The 18842-nt window shown below is 39.2% G+C and carries 18 protein-coding genes; 2 read left to right on the forward strand and 16 right to left on the reverse strand.

The genetic code is table 11. From position 1 onward, the window contains the following. Window positions 1–21: 21 nt before the first annotated feature. From yhbY to D8837_RS04175, 5 genes are all read right to left on the reverse strand, one after another. Window positions 22–333 carry a ribosome assembly RNA-binding protein YhbY gene (gene yhbY, locus D8837_RS04155; protein WP_000060171.1) on the reverse strand — a complete coding sequence of 104 codons (312 nt, stop codon included), beginning with the start codon at window positions 331–333 and terminating at the stop codon, window positions 22–24. 213 nt (window positions 334–546) lie between these two features. After that, entirely contained in the window at window positions 547–1653 is a 1107-nt protein-coding gene (yqeH, locus tag D8837_RS04160; RefSeq protein ID WP_125456291.1) for a ribosome biogenesis GTPase YqeH, read from the reverse strand. 2 nt (window positions 1654–1655) lie between these two features. Then, entirely contained in the window at window positions 1656–2183 is a 528-nt protein-coding gene (locus D8837_RS04165; protein ID WP_049488402.1) for a YqeG family HAD IIIA-type phosphatase, read from the reverse strand. 14 nt (window positions 2184–2197) lie between these two features. After that, a complete protein-coding gene (locus tag D8837_RS04170; protein ID WP_125410167.1) occupies window positions 2198–3106 on the reverse strand; it encodes a magnesium transporter CorA family protein in 909 nt (302 codons plus the stop codon). 51 nt (window positions 3107–3157) lie between these two features. After that, on the reverse strand, window positions 3158–3724 hold the full coding sequence (locus tag D8837_RS04175) for a mechanosensitive ion channel family protein (RefSeq protein ID WP_049551568.1): 567 nt from the start codon (window positions 3722–3724) through the stop codon (window positions 3158–3160). Window positions 3725–3875: 151 nt separating this feature from the next. On the opposite strand from D8837_RS04175, the gene sstT reads away from it, so the two are divergent. Together sstT and D8837_RS04185 are read left to right on the forward strand one after the other, a co-directional pair. Continuing rightward, entirely contained in the window at window positions 3876–5081 is a 1206-nt protein-coding gene (gene sstT, locus D8837_RS04180) for a serine/threonine transporter SstT (protein WP_020901597.1), read from the forward strand. Window positions 5082–5148: 67 nt separating this feature from the next. Next, window positions 5149–6102, forward strand: a complete 954-nt coding sequence (locus D8837_RS04185) for an aromatic acid exporter family protein (RefSeq protein ID WP_125456292.1) — start codon at window positions 5149–5151, stop codon at window positions 6100–6102. Between the two features lie 50 nt (window positions 6103–6152). On the opposite strand, the gene asp5 is transcribed toward D8837_RS04185, so the two are convergent. The 11 genes from asp5 to D8837_RS04240 form a co-directional block, all read right to left on the reverse strand. Further along, the gene (gene asp5 / locus D8837_RS04190) at window positions 6153–6377 is read right to left on the reverse strand and encodes an accessory Sec system protein Asp5 (RefSeq protein WP_033689239.1); all 225 of its coding nucleotides are present in this window, start codon (window positions 6375–6377) and stop codon (window positions 6153–6155) included. A gap of 4 nt (window positions 6378–6381) precedes the next feature. Continuing rightward, window positions 6382–6561, reverse strand: coding sequence for an accessory Sec system protein Asp4 (gene asp4 / locus D8837_RS04195; RefSeq protein ID WP_001278707.1), 180 nt, complete (start codon window positions 6559–6561; stop codon window positions 6382–6384). 1 nt (window position 6562) lies between these two features. Continuing rightward, on the reverse strand, window positions 6563–7900 hold the full coding sequence (gene gtfB / locus D8837_RS04200) for an accessory Sec system glycosylation chaperone GtfB (RefSeq protein WP_125456293.1): 1338 nt from the start codon (window positions 7898–7900) through the stop codon (window positions 6563–6565). Beyond that, on the reverse strand, window positions 7893–9404 hold the full coding sequence (gtfA, locus tag D8837_RS04205) for an accessory Sec system glycosyltransferase GtfA (protein WP_125456294.1): 1512 nt from the start codon (window positions 9402–9404) through the stop codon (window positions 7893–7895). The genes gtfB and gtfA overlap by 8 nt, the downstream gene beginning before the upstream one ends. 11 nt (window positions 9405–9415) lie before the next feature. Beyond that, entirely contained in the window at window positions 9416–11788 is a 2373-nt protein-coding gene (gene secA2, locus D8837_RS04210) for an accessory Sec system translocase SecA2 (protein ID WP_125456295.1), read from the reverse strand. After that, window positions 11781–12221 carry an accessory Sec system protein Asp3 gene (gene asp3 / locus D8837_RS04215; RefSeq protein WP_125456296.1) on the reverse strand — a complete coding sequence of 147 codons (441 nt, stop codon included), beginning with the start codon at window positions 12219–12221 and terminating at the stop codon, window positions 11781–11783. The genes secA2 and asp3 overlap by 8 nt, the downstream gene beginning before the upstream one ends. Further along, complete coding sequence (gene asp2, locus D8837_RS04220; protein WP_185755664.1) at window positions 12218–13753, reverse strand: accessory Sec system protein Asp2; 1536 nt, start codon at window positions 13751–13753, stop codon at window positions 12218–12220. Before asp2 ends, asp3 begins: the two co-directional genes overlap by 4 nt. After that, window positions 13737–15317, reverse strand: coding sequence for an accessory Sec system protein Asp1 (asp1, locus tag D8837_RS04225; RefSeq protein WP_125456297.1), 1581 nt, complete (start codon window positions 15315–15317; stop codon window positions 13737–13739). The genes asp2 and asp1 overlap by 17 nt, the downstream gene beginning before the upstream one ends. A 9-nt stretch (window positions 15318–15326) precedes the next feature. Further along, window positions 15327–16544, reverse strand: coding sequence for an accessory Sec system protein translocase subunit SecY2 (gene secY2, locus D8837_RS04230; protein WP_125456298.1), 1218 nt, complete (start codon window positions 16542–16544; stop codon window positions 15327–15329). 56 nt (window positions 16545–16600) lie between these two features. Next, entirely contained in the window at window positions 16601–17503 is a 903-nt protein-coding gene (locus D8837_RS04235; RefSeq protein ID WP_125456299.1) for a glycosyltransferase family 2 protein, read from the reverse strand. Window positions 17504–17578: 75 nt separating this feature from the next. After that, entirely contained in the window at window positions 17579–18805 is a 1227-nt protein-coding gene (locus tag D8837_RS04240; RefSeq protein ID WP_125456300.1) for a glycosyltransferase family 8 protein, read from the reverse strand. Window positions 18806–18842 lie beyond the last annotated feature (37 nt).

Consider the following 18842-nt stretch of genomic DNA (forward strand, 5'->3'; position numbering starts at 1 on the left):
CAGTTATTTGGAGTTTCGGTCTTAGATTTCTTTGACTTTTTTAGAAATCTTTCGATTTTCTTTCTTGCTAGATTGTTTATACAAAATCAAGATGCGTCCGATTTTTTGGACTGTGTCAACACCGATTTCTTCTTCCAAGATTTCAGCTACTTCGTGGATGTTTTCATCTGTGTTTTGTAAGAGCGTTACCTTAATCAATTCGCGTGCGTCAAGTGCCTGACGGACGCTGGTTTTGATTTGGTCGTTAAGTCCATTTTTTCCAATTTGGATGATGGGTTTGAGGGTGTGTGCCTGGCTGTTGAGAAAGGCACGTTGTTTTGATGTTAATGACATAATTTCTTTAAAAGAGTTTCTTTTTATACTTTTCTGAAGTGGTGACGGACGTCAGCAAAGTCCTTCGGACTTTCATGACTAAAATTTGAGCCTAAGGTCTCAAATTTTCCGCAGTTGGTACAATCACTTGTACCAACTAACACCACAGTGAAAAGTATTCGCTGTGGGCTCGCAGGGCTCGCACGAATTTAGACAACCCTTTCCTTTCTGTGTTTAAATAATTGCTTTTCGTGTGACGACGGCGACGCCTTCTGGTGCCCAGACTGCGACTTTGGCAGTTCCTGTTACGCGGATCCAGCCTAGGCCTGAGATGACTAGGTCAGTCTTCTCCTTAATATTAAATACATGCTGGACTAATTTTGGAAAATCTTCTTTTTCCTTGCTATTTGGCGGTGTCAGAAGGGTTCCGACGTGCTTATCGTAGAAAGCACTAGCGCCTTCAAGTTTGGTACGATGGAGTTTGAGTTCATTGTCAAAGAAAGCAGTAAATCCTTGCTTTTCACCTGCAATGAAGTCAAAGCGTCCGAGACCTCCTAGAAACAAGGTTTGCTCTGGATTGAGCTGATAGGTTTTTGGCTTGATTTCCTTTTTAGGGCTGACATATTTGAGGTTTTTGGCCGTCAAGTAGTGAGCCATCTGGTGGCGGTGGATAATCCCCGGTGTATCGTAGATATAAGAGCCGTCGTCAAGCGGAATCTCAATCTTGTCCAAGGTTGTCCCTGGGAAGCGTGAAGTCGTAATGACGTTCTGGTCACCCGTGATTTCTTGGATAATAGCATTGATTAGAGTTGATTTTCCAACGTTGGTCACACCGACCACATAGACATCGCGGCCCTTTCGGTAGTGCTCGATTTTGTCAATGACTTCCTTGATGGCATGTTTGTTTTGTGCCGAAGTTAGGACGACATCGACTGGACGAAGACCTTCTTCGTGGGCACGCTCCATCAGCCATTGGCTAATCTTACCCGGTTTAACAGACTTGGGCAAGATATCTTTTTTATTTCCAACCAAGAGAACATCATTACCCGATACAAAACGTGGCAAGCCTGGGATAACAGAGCCATTAAAATCAAATATATCAATGACATTAACCACCAAAGCATCACTGTCTCCTACCTCGTGCAAGAGCTTGAGGAAATCGTCGTCCGTCAACTGGACATCCGTGATTTCATTGTAGTGGCGGAGACGGAAACAGCGTTGGCAATAGACTTCGCCAGTCTCCAAACCTTTTTCAAGTGCCGACTGGGGAGTAAAACCAAGATCAGCCTTGTCTGTCGTCTGAATGGTTGCTCCACAACCAATACAGAGAATTTCTTCCATAGTTAAATTCCTTTTTTATATGTAATCGGTCCGTACTTTTCAGTGATTTTTCGCATCACACGGCGCTCACGAGCTCGGTTAATTTGCGTTTTGATCGAGTCATGTTGGACCAAGGGTTTGACTAAAATCGAGCGAATGCCTGCACGGTGGGCTGCTCGTATATCTGTCATGAGCTGGTCACCAACCATGACCACTTCGCTTTTCTCATAGTGGAATTCCTTCATGGCACGATTAATCCCAAATGTGAAGGGTTTCAGAGCCCAATAAACGTAATCAATCCCAAATTTCTCAACTGCTCGTTGGACACGTTTTTTGGTGTTATTTGAGACTACGATAATGCGAATGCCCGCGTCCCGAAGGTCATGTAGCCATTGCTTCATCTCTGGCGTCCCATCAGGGTTGTTCCAAGCAATGAGGGTATTGTCCAAATCGACCAAAACAGCCTTGATTCCCTGCGCCTGCAGGCTTGGGACTGTCAGATCATAAACTGCTTCCACAGCAAAATCTGGCATGTAATTTTCAATTGCCATTCTGGCTCCTTTTCTTAACTTTTTTTCGCAATTTTCCTTAGTAACAATGACAAGACAATCCACAACCCAGCACTAGCCAAACTGATGTAGAGCCAAGCATGGGGCTCATCTGTTAAAGGTAGGGGAACATTCATTCCGAAAAAGCCTGTCACGACTGCCAAAACCGCTAGCAAGACTGAAATGATGGTCAAGGTTGTCAAATTATCATTCAGATTATTGTTTAGGATGTTGTTGTAAGATGCTGATAGTTGTTGGAGTACTTGAGAAATCAAGTCTGTCATGGATACCAGCTGATGTGCCTCAATCATAGCATCATCAAACTGTTCTCTCTCAATCTCGTTAAAACTGCGATAGAGGGCATGCCCTTGGATATGCTCTAGCAACATGCGATTTTGCTTGGCAGCCGCAGTAAGATAAACCATACCGGTCTCCAAGTCGGACAGAGCAAAGAGGTTTTTCTTGGTCGTCCGCTGACGTAGGAGACCATTGACCTCATCCTTACTCTTGTCCATCTGCTCGATGACAGGATAGTAGGCATTGCTGATGATTTCCAGACTGGCAAAGAGAAACTTGTAAATCGAAAGCATGTCATGACTCTCCAGATAACGGGTCATCTGTTCAATGACATAGGCGTTCTTGGTATTACTAATGGTAATCAGGCGACGATGTTCCACGATAAAGGTCATAGGAAAAGCTTCGTAGTATTCCTTATCCTTTTTCAAGTTCAAGACATTGTAGATAAAGGTCACAGTCCCATTTTCACGGTGATAATCCATGTGAGCGCGCTCATTTCTATCCAGCGCGTATTCAATGGTTTCCTTGTCCAAACCGTAGATTTCAGAAAGGTCCTCTAGTTTTTTCAACTTGTCCAAATCTAGGTTAATCCAGGTACAACCATTGCCCAACTGTTTTTCTAAAAACATCTTCTCTCCTTTACCAAACTCTTTCTATTGTACCATAAATCTGCTAAAATTTCAGGCCTGGTCTGTCCGAGAGAAATTGCTGACAACGGTGATATTCCGATTGGGAACGAAGTGCAGAACCTGGTCTTCTCCTCTGAGTTGCGTTGTTCGAATGCCGACGCTGACAACCTTGCCCGATACAGTAATAGGCCCATTTGTCAGAACGACCTCATCTCCCACATCCAGTTGATGTTCAAAGAGGATGAAAAAGCCATTGATGACATCAGACAGAAAACCTTGGGCTCCCATACCAATGGCCACCCCAGCAATCCCAGCACCTGCCAGCAAACTAGAAACTGGTAAACCCAAAATAGACAAGATACAGTAAAGCAAAAAGAAATAAAGGGTATAATTAAACACATTCTCTAATAAACGTGAGATGGTTTTCTGACGCCCGACATCATGACGAGACATTTTTAGAGAAGGTTTAACAATTCTCTGCACCATGGTATGGAGCAGTTTCTTAGCTATATAAAAGAGTAAAAATAGGAATAACAGAGAAATTAACTTGGTTAAGATATTCTCAATAATCGTTGTAACATCAAGCTTATTGAGGTAGGTTTTAAAAAATTCTTGCATAGAAAACTCCTTTCATTTATTATACCATACTTTCACAAGTGATGAATCTCCATAAATATTCAAAAATAATAGCCAAAATAGACAGAAAATTCTTGATTTTAGTTCATATTTATACTATAATCATAAACATTACACAACTAAGGAGGTTGTTATGAAAAAATTCATTCATGCTTGGAATAAGGCAAGCCTAATCAAACGGATTTTGATTGGTATGCTTATTGGAGGAACCCTAGGACTGACACTTCCTAACATTTCAGGAATTGGTCTACTCGGAGATCTATTTGTTGGCGGTCTAAAAGCCATCGCACCTATTCTAGTCTTTGCCCTCGTTGCTAACGCCCTTTCCCAACATCAAAAGGGACAAGATAGCAACATGAAAACCGTTATCTTTCTTTACTTGGTGGGAACCTTTGCTGCTGCTCTTATCGCTGTACTAGCAAGTTTCATAGTCCCTGTTGAGATTACCTTAAATAGTGCCAATACAGAAATCGCACCACCAGATGGGATTGGCCAGGTCCTCAGCAATCTCTTGCTCAAACTGGTTGACAATCCAGTCAATGCCCTTGTCACAGCCAACTACATCGGTATCCTGTCTTGGGCAGTTGTTTTCGGTATTGCTATGAGAGAGGCCAGCAAAAATAGTAAAGAATTGCTGAAAACTATGGCTGATGTGACTTCTAAGATTGTCGAATGGATCATCAACCTAGCTCCATTTGGAATCCTTGGCCTTGTCTTCAAAACCATCTCTGATAAGGGGATCGGAAGTCTAGCTAACTACGGAATCTTGCTTGCCCTCTTGGTGACAACTATGTTCTTTGTGGCTCTGGTAGTCAATCCACTAATTGCCTTCCTCTTTATGAAGAGAAATCCTTATCCCCTCGTTTTGAAATGTTTGCGTGTCAGTGGTGTGACAGCCTTCTTCACTCGTAGTTCTGCGGCAAACATCCCTGTCAATATGAAACTTTGCCACGACCTCGGACTAGATCCAGATACCTATTCGGTTTCTATCCCACTCGGTTCTACTATCAACATGGCCGGAGCAGCGATTACTATTAACGTTTTGACCCTTGCTGCAGTAAATACTTTGGGAATCCCTGTTGACTTTGCGACAGCCTTTGTCCTCAGTGTAGTAGCAGCAATCTCAGCCTGTGGTGCTTCTGGTATTGCCGGAGGTTCCCTCCTTCTTATCCCAGTTGCTTGTAGCCTTTTTGGTATTTCTAACGATATTGCCATGCAAGTTGTCGGTGTTGGATTTGTGATTGGGGTCATCCAAGATTCATGCGAAACAGCTCTCAACTCTTCAACAGATGTCCTCTTTACTGCCGTTGCCGAATACGCGGCAGCCCGTAAAAAATAACTCATAAAGGCAAGCCTGCTCAGGTCTTGTCTTTTCCGCTTTTATTCTAACTTACTAGGAAATCCTTATGTCTATTAGCCAACGTACGACCAAGCTCATCTTAGCTACCTGTCTTGCCTGCCTTCTTGCTTATTTTCTCAATCTCTCCTCAGCTGTCTCGGCTGGAATCATCGCCCTCTTGAGCCTATCCGATACCCGTAGAAGTACCTTAAAACTGGCCCGAAATCGCCTCTTTTCCATGCTTCTAGCTTTGGTTATCGGAGTTCTAGCTTTTCACTTGAGCGGATTTCATATCTGGAGCCTTGGCCTCTATCTAGCCCTCTATGTGCCTCTAGCCTACAAGATGGGCTGGGAAATTGGCATCACACCAAGTAGCGTCTTGGTTAGCCACCTCTTGGTACAAGAGTCAACCTCTCCAAACCTTCTAGTCAATGAATTCCTTCTCTTTGTAATCGGTACAGGATTTGCTTTACTAGTTAATCTCTACATGCCTTCACGAGAAGAGGAAATTCATCACTACCACACATTGGTAGAAGAAAAGTTAAAAGATATCCTTCAACGCTTCAAATATTATTTATCCAGAGGGGATGGACGCAACCGAGCACAGTTAGTTGACGAATTAGACACCCTTTTGGAAGAAGCCCTCAGACTGGTCTATTTGGATCACTCAGACCACCTCTTTCACCAGACTGACTACCATATCCACTATTTTGAGATGAGACAGCGACAAAGCCGTATCCTGCGAAATATGGCCCAGCAAATCAACACCTGTCACCTAGCTGCCAGTGAAAGTCTGATTTTAGCCCAACTCTTTTCAAAAATTGCCGGTCAACTGAGCCAGACCAATCCTGCTTCTGATTTGCTAGATGAAATTGAACGTTATCTGGAAGTCTTCCGTAATCGCAATCTGCCTAAGACAAGAGAAGAATTTGAAACCCGTGCCACACTTCTTCAACTCCTACGTGAAGCCAAAACCTTCATCCAAGTAAAAGTTGACTTTTACCAAAAATATGGACAGTAAAAAAGAAAACTTCAGACCAATCACAAAAGGTGAATATCTGAAGTTTTCTTTTATTTATAAGTTATTACCATAAAGGTTAACAGTAAAACGAATAAAGCCAAACTCACCAATAAAGTAAGAACCTTGACCAAGGTATTGCTCTGCCAGTAGCTTGGTTTACCAATATTACTGGTCGCATCCATAGAGAATAATTGATTTTGACGGGGTTGTATGGTCACCAATACAATTAAAGCCAGAGAGAGGACAATAGCTAAAACAATCAGTATGTCAGTCATAGGCCTACCTCAAAATTCCCAACAAAGTAAAGAGCAAACCAATCAAAATCATTAAACCCAAGATGAGTGAAAAAGTTTTACTAATCTTTTCCCCTCGGGTTTCTTTTTCTTTCTTGATAGGTTTTTGTTTCAACTCTTCCATGCGACCTTCAACGTCTTTGTAAAATAAATCTTCGTCTGACATGTTAGCCTCCTAAAACAGTTTGCATGGTTTCCTGATATCGTACCAAGTCAACATAATTCGCATGTTGGCCTTGCTTCCCAAGTGCCAGACTCATTTGGGTAACATCTGAAAGGGCCAGTTTTAGAGTCTCAACCAAAGCAGAAACCTCACTACTTTCAAATAAATGGTCTGGAGCGATATAAAGTCTATTGTGCACTGTCTGATTAAATCCAAGAATCAAGAGATTGTGCTCAAAGGCCTGACGCACCGCCTGCAACAACTCATTGCTGTGGTTTATATCCAAATAAATATCCGACAATTGATAGAGCTCCTGAATCTTCTGCGGACTAGCATTCTGATAAAGAACCACATTAGGATAGCGAAGCATGTCTAAAAGCTTAGAAGACATCTCTGTCACCGCTGCGATACGGAAGGTAACATCAGGCAAGGCTTCTACGATTGCTTCTACTTGCTCGATCTGATCTGAATTGGTCAAGATTAAGGCGTCTCGTCTTAGGAAATTATCACGTTTAAACTGATAATGGTAACCCAATTGTACAAATTGATCATGGTATTTCTCGTCAGTCAACTCTAAAGCACGTTCATAAGTCGCCTTGTTTGGAATGATAATCTTCTTAGTACGCACATCATCACTTTCCAAAATCAACTGCATATTACCTGGAATGGTATCATAGAGAGGTTCCTGCCAGACCAAGACATCTGAGCCAGATTTATCTGGATGATGGAAGGAAACCAAGAAAGGAGTCGCTAGAGTATTAAAGATAAGCTGACTTGTATCTATTTCCAAATCTTGCAAAAAGAAGGTGATAAATTCAACCTTATTTGCAAAGTAACGCATGGACTGACCAGGTAAGGTCAATAAGATATCACCCGTCACATGGTTTTCAAGTAATACCTCCTGGCCATTGACATCTTGGTAAATCGTCATAATCGGCTCACTATCTGCGCTATAGGTCGTTGTAGCAAAACAAGCTCCGAAACGATTGTAATGGTCAACCTGACGGACTCGACCTTCCAGGTCTTTCCAATCTACTTGCTTAACCAAGCGAGCCTGCATTCCGTCAGCGTAATGAATGACGGCTCTCTCCTGTGTCATATCTTCAATACGAGCAGACTGATTATTGCCTGAAATTTCCCAAAAAGCTGGAACAGGAACTTGGTTGAAATAGAGAGGTTTTCCCTTTTCATAGCCTAGATAATAGATAAAAGGAGAAACCAGACCATCAGGCAGAAAACCATCTGCATCGATGACCACTCCAAGTTGAGAAAGACCAGTAGCGACTAGACTTTCATGTAAATCTCGACTTTCCTGACTATAACGATCATAAAGTTCAATCATGGAGCACCTCCTCTACTGTTTTCTTCCACTTTTCTAAAATTTCTTCGGTTAAGAAGCCTTCTGCAATCTGGTAAGAATGGGCACGCATGGTTTCCAAACGATTTTCTTGATACAATTGACAAATCTTAGCTGCAAAAGCTTGCTTGATTTGATCTTCCACATGGTCAGATGAACTTGGAATCAAATAACCGTTTTTCCCATCTTCTATAAAAGTTTGATTACCATAAGGCACATCAAAACCAATTAGAGGTAGACCTGAACCAATAGCTTCCATCAAGGTCAAACCAAAGCCCTCGCTGGTTGAAGCCGTCAAATAGACCTCATACTGGCTATAAATCTGCGAAAGTTCCGCATGCCCCTTGAGCTGGATATAGTCTTCTGCCTTATGGCTAGCAATAATTTCTCGAAGAAGAGAATCTTCTCCACCACTACCATAAATATCAAAGGTCAATTCAGGTATTTCCTTACGAGCCTCAATAACCGCCTTAACCAACCAATCAATGTGTTTTTCTTTGGCAAGACGCGAAGCCGTAATCAATGAAAATGGCTTACGTCCCTGACTTGACTCAGTTAAGGAATCAATACTTCCTACAGGAATGGTAACAACCTTTGGTTGGTGCTGGGTGTATTTAGCAAATTGCTCTTGCAGAACTTCTCTCTGCTTATCAGTTGATACGATAAAGAAGTCAACCTTATCTGCATTTGTAAACTGATAGTCATAATAGTTATTCCAAAGGATGTAATCCTCATTTGTAGCATTTTCACTATAATGCTCCGCATGAACAACTACCGCTAGATGCGCGGCCTGTGCTTCCTCAAACACAACCTGACCAATGCCTGTCTCCCTATCCAGAATAACCAAATCAGACTTGTTCAAATTCAAGGATTTCATAAAAGCACGCATAAAAGCTGGCTTCCCATAGAAAATCTTATCCTTAAAACGATAAACTTCTTCCTTCCCTTGATTCATCAAGATATCATAGACCGGAGTTCCATCTTCATTGTAAAAGGTCCGTTGGTATAGGACTGCAACATTGTCCTTGGGAGCAAAGTATTCGCTACAATAACGAGTATAAGAGAAGTAATCTTTCCGAATCAGGTTCCCCTTAAATACATACTCCACATGTTGAACCAAGTCCTTGTTCTCATCAACCAAATAACAGGTGACAAACTTATCTTGGTCAGAAAAGAAGACACGCAAAACCTTGCCATTCTTTTCTCTACGACTTTCAACACCGTCAACAGTAGCCAAGACATCAGCCACTGTTACACTAGTTGGTGCAATCTTGATATCTGTAAAGTGATTATAAAGCCAGATAACTTGCTCATCATCAAAACAAATATTGGCTGTCAGATGCTGAATATTATCAGCTAAAATCATATCTGTAAAGATAAATTTAGAGGGTAAATTCAAACTTCGAAAAATACCGGCACGATAGGCCTGAGCATATTCTACACCACTACTGGCCCAACCAAGTCCTAAATTTATATTGTAAATTGTCATATTTTCTCCTCTTATGGAAAATGAGTCACAATTTCACCTTTTGGAGTGACCTCAACCAGCCCCATCAGGAGATTCCGTACCATATCAGCACGAATTTGCTCTTTCATCGTTTCAAAGCCTGCATAGGCTTCTTGATAATATTCTACAATTGGATTTTTCTGTGCAGCAGATTGCCCACCGATAGCCATAGATAATTGTTGTAGATAGTCTACCTGCTCTACCCAGTTATCATCTATAGCTTTAAGTAGAGATAGTCGTAAATACTGTTCATACAAGTCATGTTGTTCCAGTAATTCCTTCTTTTCAGAGAGTTCTCTACCCACAACTTGTTGAATAAAGTTGCGGACTTGTTTCTGATTAGATAGGTCTAGATTATCTGGAATTTCCTTTACATGGAAACTGATATTGGTAACAATAAAGTGAAACAGTAATTCACGACTGGCATAGTGTTCAGCCGCTACCGCTTCTGTATATCTCTCAATGATATCCACAACTACATCTTCTAAGTCACGAGAACCATCTATTAGACGATTTCGTTCCTTGTAAACCATATCACGTTGGATATTCATGCTCTCAGCATACTCTAAGGTCTGACGACGGGCAGTTCGACCAGCACTATCACTGGCATGTTGCGCCCTTTCAACCAGATTACGATACTTACGACCTTTGAGAATTTCTGGTTGCGTCATATCTTGAACTTGGTAATCTTTATACTTCTTGTGAACCCAAGATGGACCAAATTTCTTAACAACATCATCTTCCAGTGATACAAAAAACTTACTCATACCAGGATCTCCCTGACGGCCAGAACGTCCACGGATTTGAAGGTCAATCCGCTGACTCTCCATCCGCTCTGTTCCAATGACAATTAATCCACCAAGCTCTGCAACTCCCTTACCGAGTTTAATATCCGTACCACGTCCTGCCATAGAGGTAGCCACTGTCACGGCCCCCATCTGACCTGATTCCGCGATGATTTGGGCCTCACGCGCAGCATTATTGGCATTGAGAACATTATGTGCAATTCCTTCACGAAGCAAGAGAGATGAATAAAGCTGAGACATTTCAACTGAGCCTACAAAAACGAGTAAGGGATTCCCCTTAGCATGGTATTCTTTGATGTATTCTAAAGACGCATACACTTTCTCTGGTAAAGTCACATAGAGATTATCTGGATAGTCAATCCGTTGTCTAGGACGATTGGTTGGAATCCGAATAACGGCCATATTATAAGTCTCAAGAAATTCTTTTTCTGCTACCTTTCCTGTCCCCGTCATCCCAGATACTTTTTTAAACATCTTAAAAAGACTCTGATAGGTGATGGAAGCCATGGCTCTCGTTTCAGGAGACAACTTCACATGTTCCTTGGCTTCAATGGCCTGATGGAGTCCTCCCTGCAGTTTGGTCATCTCCATTAAACGACCAGTCCCCTTATCCACCAATACCATCTCATTTCCACGAATGATATAGTCCTTGTCTTTAGTGTAAAGTTTATGGGCTCGAATCGCATAAACTAAATGACGAGCAAAGGATGCATGTTCTTCCTTATATAAGTTGTCAATTCCTAGGAAACTTTCAGCAGACTTGGCACCTTTAGTTGTGATCCAAATCTCTTCCTTCTCCTCTTTGAAAATATAATCTTTTCCTTCGACCAGCGTTGTCACCAGTGTATCAATGATCGCATAGTAATTAGACTGAACACGGGGAGAACCCGCAATAATCAAAGGAGTTTGTGCACTATCCAATAAAATATCATCAATTTCATCGATAATCACATAGTTAAAAGGTTTTAAAAATTTACCTTCTTCATTCGAAGCCAGATTATCATTGAGGTAATCAAAACCTAAATTACTATTGGTTGAGTAAATGATATCCGAAGCATAGATACGTTTCTTTTCTTCAGCTTTCATTTCCTTCTTTGGATCCCCTGTAAATGGTACCCCAATGGTCAAGCCTAGAAAACGATAAACTTGGCCCATTTCCTCAGCATCACGCTTTGATAAATACTCATTTGGCGTAACAACCATCACTCCTTGACCTGAAAGAGCGTTCAAATAGACCGGCATAGTAGCTGTTAGGGTTTTCCCTTCCCCCGTATTCATCTCAGCAACATTTCCATAGTGCATGACAATAGCTCCCATGACCTGAACATCATAGGGGAACATCCCTAAAATCCGCCTGTCTGCTTCACGCACCACTGCAAACGCTTCTACTAAAAGATCATCTAGACTTTCTCCCTTGGAAAGACGCTGACGAAACTCCACTGTTTTAGCGACTAGTTCTTGATCCGAAAGAGAGGACATCTTGCCTTTTAAGGTATTGATCCTCTTTAAAATCTTTTTCACTTTCCTAAGCTGGAAATCTTGACCTAAACGTCTAAACACTTCTAATCTCCTTGATAGAAAAATGATAAAAAGTTAAGGATTCAAAACCAGCACTTAAAAGAGAAACTTGATAAGTATAACTATCCTCTGGATAAGTAAATATGAAATCTTTCACTTTTTCTACCTTTTCTTCTAAAATATCACCATAGCGGTCAAAAAAAGTTATCTTTGTATAAACCCCATTTTCAGGCTGACAATCAAAAAACAGTGATAGTTGATACTCCTGATTTCTTTTTAGTAAGGGAAGCTGGGGCTGAGTCCGAGCAGCCTGGTAATTGACACTAGAAAACCAAGTCTTGAGAATTTCACCGGATGGCAATAGAGGATTATACAGACGGACACTTTTGTCAGGGTAATAAGATACAGTTGATCCGTACATATAAGTTCCACCTACTTCTCCCCAATGAATAGACTGTCTCTGTGTGATAATCATTCTTTCTCCCTTCCAAAACCACTTGCTAGTACCATCCGATAAAAGTGGATAAACCAAGCAATATTGGTATCTGTATCATCATTGTGTCGTCCAGCAGTTCCTTTAGACAAAATCTTGGCACCTGTATTACATAAATAAGTAACTAGATTCTCATAAGCCTGTGGATCCATTTCTTCATCCTTCATATAGGACAAACCAAAGGTTGTCTTTGAAAAATTTGCTTGTTTAAAGATTTTCCAAAAACGCTGATCTAACTCCATAATATCTTGAGAACTTGTCCCACCTGTATGGTGAATTAAACAATCAAAAGCTAAGTTAGAGACACCCGGTGCGTCCAAACGTCCGCGACTAGCTATAGTTCCTAAGTTTGCCAAGGGCTTACCAACTATGATAGCATGAGGTTCAAAAGAAGCACCATAATAGAGAGCCGGAAATGTTCCCATAGAAAGTCCTGATAAAATCAAATCATTGCGATCAAATCCTAAATAATCAAGATAATGAGCTATCGTTTCTTTGACCTTTCCCTCTAGCTCATCGGTTCCTAGATAAAAAGCTCCCCCTTCTAAACGTGGATCAGAAAATAAAATGAAGGGACATCCTAGCGTTTTCATCATAAAGTAGCCCTCGAATCCTTCTGCAGGTCGATAACCTGCAAAATAGACAGCCAAAGGCGGTTTAAAATCACCTGGGTGGAAGAAATAGTTTATTTCATCACGCTTGGAATCATGTAGAATATTTCCACCAAGTACAAACTTCCCAAATTGTTTTCGACTCCAACGTTGGTGAAGATTACCTAGTTTGATAGTTCCATGACCTCTTGCTTCAACAGATATCGAGAGAACGTAATCTCCATCTCGACTATCCATAACAAGTGCTTGCTCCAAGTCTTTCTCAGACACTATTATTTCTTCAAAGAAATCATCAACAGAGCCACTCCACATTTTACGGATGACCAAACGAAAGTCACAGTTGCCTTGCTTTTCATATTCAAGCCACAACTCAACAGGAAGTGTTTTTTGAACCATAATATTATAAACCCAATAGGAAAGCTGGGAAAAATCTGATCCAAATCCACCTTCCAAACTCACATAATCCAATCCTTGATAAGAAATAGCTCCTGTAAAATTTGGATTCACTTGTATCATCGAGGGAAAGAGCTTATCACCATACCCACCGCCAAAAAGAGATTTACTCAAATCATTGATTAATTGTTGGGGACTTGAAAAATCAATTGCTTGTGCACATCGTTTTTTTAGAAAATCCACAACCTCTCTATCATTTATTTGTAGATTCTGGTTATAGAACAAAGTATAAGGTTCAAAATATTTTACAAAGGAAAATAAGTCTTTGGCATACTGACCATCTTCTATTAAAACGGCATGAAAACGGCTAATATCCTCTTTTTCCACTATTTCACGAAGGGCTACTGATGAGTTTGGGTAAAAATGATACCAACTCATATTTTCAGCTATGTCATATTGATTTTCCCAATTGGCAAGTCCTATCTGTAAAATATTAAGTTCCTTTGACATTTTTAACCTCCTCTATCCATTTATCTAATTTTCCAAGAAATTGTTGTCCAGTGTACTCCTTAATTTTCTCAATCGAATAAATCAAGGACTCATTCCACTCTTTCAACCTATCTGTGTAATAATGTGCTGCCTTTGAAAACTCTGTCACATCTGCTAGCAAATAACCATTTTTTAAATGTTCAACATAGACGGTTTCAACTAGATTGATTTGAGGAATTCCTGCACTAATCCCAGCTATTTGTGTGTAGAGATGAGGATGTCTATTTAAATCCACAATCAAACGGACAAATTCTAAGTTTTTTATCAAATCTAACTCATCATTCAAGTTGACAAACTGCATGCGTAAGTCCTGGTGTTGATTTTCTTCTAGAGGATTTTCTGCATCACCATAATCAATCGCCTTTCCTAGACTTTCGTATTGAATGTTTTCTTGGATTAAAGACTCAACAATCCCTTCAACCTCATTCATTTGATCTTGACTAGCAGCAAATGCTCCAAAAATCACCTCTGTATCTTTATTTTCAGCGACAAAGGACAAGACTTGAAGCAGAGCTTGATTATCAATCCCCTGCTCAAAATCCAGTTGATAAAAAATGATGGATTCTTTCTTAGTTTGGCTCCTCCCTAGTCGTAATCTGGTGTCAAAAGATGATAAATGATAAAATTGATGCATTCGTTCAGGATACAACTCCTGCAACAATCGTAAACTATCCTCTCTATCCACCAAAATCAAATCAGATTTTTCAAAAGTTAAATCTAAATCCCTAAAGGTATCTTGAGGATTACGCCCAATAAAAAGACTCAATAGTTTAGGATTTTTTCTAGGTAAACGGTCTAAGACCAGCTGATCATGATGAGAATGGGAAGGAAGCATAAAAATATCCTGGTCCTTCACATATTTTTGCAGATAATTCTCAAAAAATTCTGCCACCAAGTCTCCCATGTTTTGGTAGATAAACGATTTAAAGCGATAACCAAAAATTGGATTGATTTCTACCCGTCCGTCTTCTTTTAAATGCTCTCTAAATTGCCACACTCCCTTGGGATTCAGATATTCTTGATAGGCCGCTTGGCCATCTTCAAAAAAGATAACACTCGATACAAAACCACGATCATCCATGATATAGTGCGTATCTACTTGACCATTGGGTTCAAAATACTGTATATCACTGATAAAGCCTTCAACCCCATGTTCAACCTTAGCAAATTTCTTCCCATTTTTTTGAACGATAATCGTAAAGGGACTATAAATAAATTCACAGTCATCATCCCACTCAATATCTCTAATGCTTAACACTTGGGTATGGAGATTATGAAAATCTTGCATAACATCAAAAACGGAATAAGTATCCGTTTCTAACACACCATGTCTATGTAAAAAATAACGTAGATGAGGCTGGTAAGCTAATACTAATAGACGAGAATCTATATCTTGCTCTTGAAAGAGCCGAAGCTGGTGAAAGGTATCATCAAACTCTAGACGAAAGTGAGAAAAATACCATGGAGTGATATCTGCATGCCATTTCCTCTCAGAACCATACCAAGCTGGAATAAAATAATACATAAAAGTCTCCTAAATCAAGGGTTTATAGGTCTCATTTAGCCTTAAAGCCTTGACCTCGTCTCTAATCGTAAAAATCATGCCCCCAAACATCATAAACAAGCCTGGAATCATTGCCAATCGTAATAACTTTTCATCAAATAAAACAAAAAGCATGGGACCACCTGCCATGATCACATTAAAGAGACCACCTATGACTGAGAAACGAAGGACCAATCGATTAATAAATCGACTAGTGTCCTCTCCTGGATAAATTCCATAAATGTATTCTCCAGATTTTTTCATGCGGTCTGCAATCTCTTCTCCATTCATAGTAACAAATGCAAAAATAATACTAAATAAAAACAAGACCGAAATATAAACATAGACCCACAAAGGCTTCCCAACCATAAATTCCTTTGATAAAGCCGCTAGCCCTGAATGATTAGGGAAAATAAATCCCAACAAGATGAACAGATAAGCTGGTACACTAAGAAAACTCATCACATACATATAAGGCATCCCACCTGCAGGATTCAACATGATTTCGAGATAAGAATAGCGTTTAAAACGATTGTGTAAGCCAATTTTATTAACAGGAACCAAATAGCGAGCTCGATACATAATGGCAAGTAAATAAGAAAAAACAACGGTTAATAAAGCAAGTAACACAATAATCCCTGTTGGAATATGAACCGTTTGAAATGTTTCAATAACATCCTGAGGGATATTTAAAACAATACTGGATAGGAGGATTACAATAGGACCCCCAATCCCCATACTAGCATTTAAATCTGACAACCAAACAAGAAAAAATGTTCCTGCTATCAGCAACAAGGTATTCATTAGAGCAACCAAAATTGCCGAGTAGGAGGATTGTACTGGCAAGCTCAAGCTAACCGCCAAGGATTGAATAACAGCAATCAGCAAGGTCAGATACATTTTTCGACGATCTTGAATTTCAATCGCTGTTGAACTTAGCCCCAATTTTTTAGAATATGAAAACATCTGCCACAAAATCATAGCTGACATCCAAGGGGAGAGTCCAACAGAAAAAATTGACAAACTTCTTAGATTTCCACCTGTTAGGGCGGCTGAGAAGGCTAGATAAGCTGTTGAACCTCCTAAAAAATCTTTACTATTCAGGTCAACAAAAGGGAGAGTAATACGACTTCCCAATACATAGATAAACAGTAGAAATAAGGTAAATAGTCCTTTTTTTACTGCTATTGACGAATAAATTTTAGTCACAAAATACTCCCTTTACCTTCATTGTTTTTTATCTGGTAAACAACAATCTTTTTATTTCAACTTTTACTATTTCTTTGTTCTGCTTCAAAAAACACCTTCAATCTGAAACAAATATCTTTATATTCCTCAGTATCTGTTAATTGATGGTCTTCTAAAGTTTGCTTATAATCCTTTAAAAGATTGACAAATCGAATACGCAAAACAGAAACATCCAAACCAGCCAAGACACAGTCAGATATTTTCTTAGAAAACACTTCAACAATATCTCTTGCCCAAGAAAGATCAAATTTAGACCTCATAATACTACCTGAACGTCTTCTGTAGAGATAGATGTTATCATTGATAAACACTGTTTTTTTACTTTTTAAAAACAATCTATGGGTGGAAGCTTCATCATCAAATCTTCTACCGTGAGTAAAGGAAACATCATTAAATAACACTTTCTTATATAATTTAAAAGTAGTCAACATGAAGGCGGTACTATTCCATTGCCATGCTCCTGACTGTCTGTCTATTAACTCTTGTGAAGATAACTCTTCTACACAATAATCTTGATCTGTAACATAAAAATAAAAATTACCATCACTTTCGTCATAAATGTAATAGTTTCCTACCGCTATATCGGCATCATTTTCCTTTATTTTAGTATATAGAACCTCAATCATTCTATCAACTGCAATATCATCAGAATCTACAATTATAACATATTGGCCATTAGACTGTTGAATCCCAAAATTTCTTGCAATTGCCACACCTTCGTTCTTTTTGTGAAATACTCTAACCCGAGAATCTTTTTCTGCAAATTCATCACAGATTTCAATAGAAGAATCTGTTGATCCATCGTCTACTAAAATAATCTCAATATTAGAATACGTTTGTTTCCTAATACTTTCGACACACTCCACTAAATATTTCTCTGTATTGTATATCGGTACCACAACACTAATTAATTCGCTCATTATCTTTTAACCTCCGAATATGTCAATAAATCTTTATCCAGCCATTCATATAAATAACTCATTTATCAACATGATTTACTTGTCTGTAATATAATTTCTGATTGCGTCAACTAACTCCCAAGGGGCTTCATTAGAGTAAAGTCCAGCATACTGACTATTCGAAAGTTCTTGATATCGACTACTTTCAAAACTAAGCATCGGTTTATTNTATTTCTTCACCAAATCATAAACATATACTAGTTTCTGATCTAAATTCAAATCTAAATAAATATCAGAACTCTTTAGGAGTTTTTCTACCAAAATAGGAAAAGAATTAGGATAAAGAGTCACATTTTGATACTTAGATAATCTTTTCAATTCATCCGACATAAAAGTATGAGCAGCTATATAAAAATGTACTTCTGGTAGTTGTTCGACTAGATAATCAATTTTTTCTACACACCAAGAATTAGTTAAATTCATACAAGTTAATTTTGGTTTATAAATATCTGCAGAATAAAAAACACCCTTTTCTCTCCAGCTAAATACTATATAACTCCATTCCATAAAAGAGTACTTCCACCACTCTTCTCTCAGACGTCCAACAGAAAACTGCTTCCACGGTTTATCAGGAGAAATATAGTGCAAAATTTTTGGAGAAGGTGTTAATGAAATTTCAAAAATAAAAGTATGATTCTTTTCAGCTGCACCAGCATCAAAACCTATTTGAAAATTATATTTATCGTCAAGCAGGCTATATTGATCTTTAAACAACATATTTAAAATTGATTGGTCCCCCTCCTTAACATTCTCATGTTCTTTTTCTGTTAATTCAATTAATTTTTGTCGAATAGTTTCAGAGCGCCATTTTTTGTTGTTAATCAAGAGAACACCAGCATTGAAGCCAACTCCAGCTCCAAAGCAAGAACGTGCTGCTGCTAGATAGTTTTCACCTAAATCTAATTCAAACAAATCGGTCAAATCATCAGTCACAATCAAATCACTATCTAGATAGAGAACTTTATCTTCTGTTACAAAATCTGGAATAAAATAGCGTGCAAAGGTCATATGATTGATATGAGGTAGTTTATTAGACCAGTTCATTTTATACTGTGAGCCAATTAACTTGCAATCAATCAAGTCCCCCCCCATTTCTTGTAAATATATTCTTATTTGACTAAACCATTCCTGGGGAATGTCCTGATTGAGCAAATAAATTTTCAAATGACTATTGTGTCGACAGAGTGACTTCATTGCCGTTTCGATTTGTCGAATATAAGCGTAATCACCTGCAAATACTACTGCACGTTTGGTATTTCCCATTTTAAATCCTTATCATTTATTCTTACTAACATTATTT

This window comes from Streptococcus mitis (assembly GCF_003942965.1).
Lineage (GTDB): Bacteria > Bacillota > Bacilli > Lactobacillales > Streptococcaceae > Streptococcus > Streptococcus mitis_BH.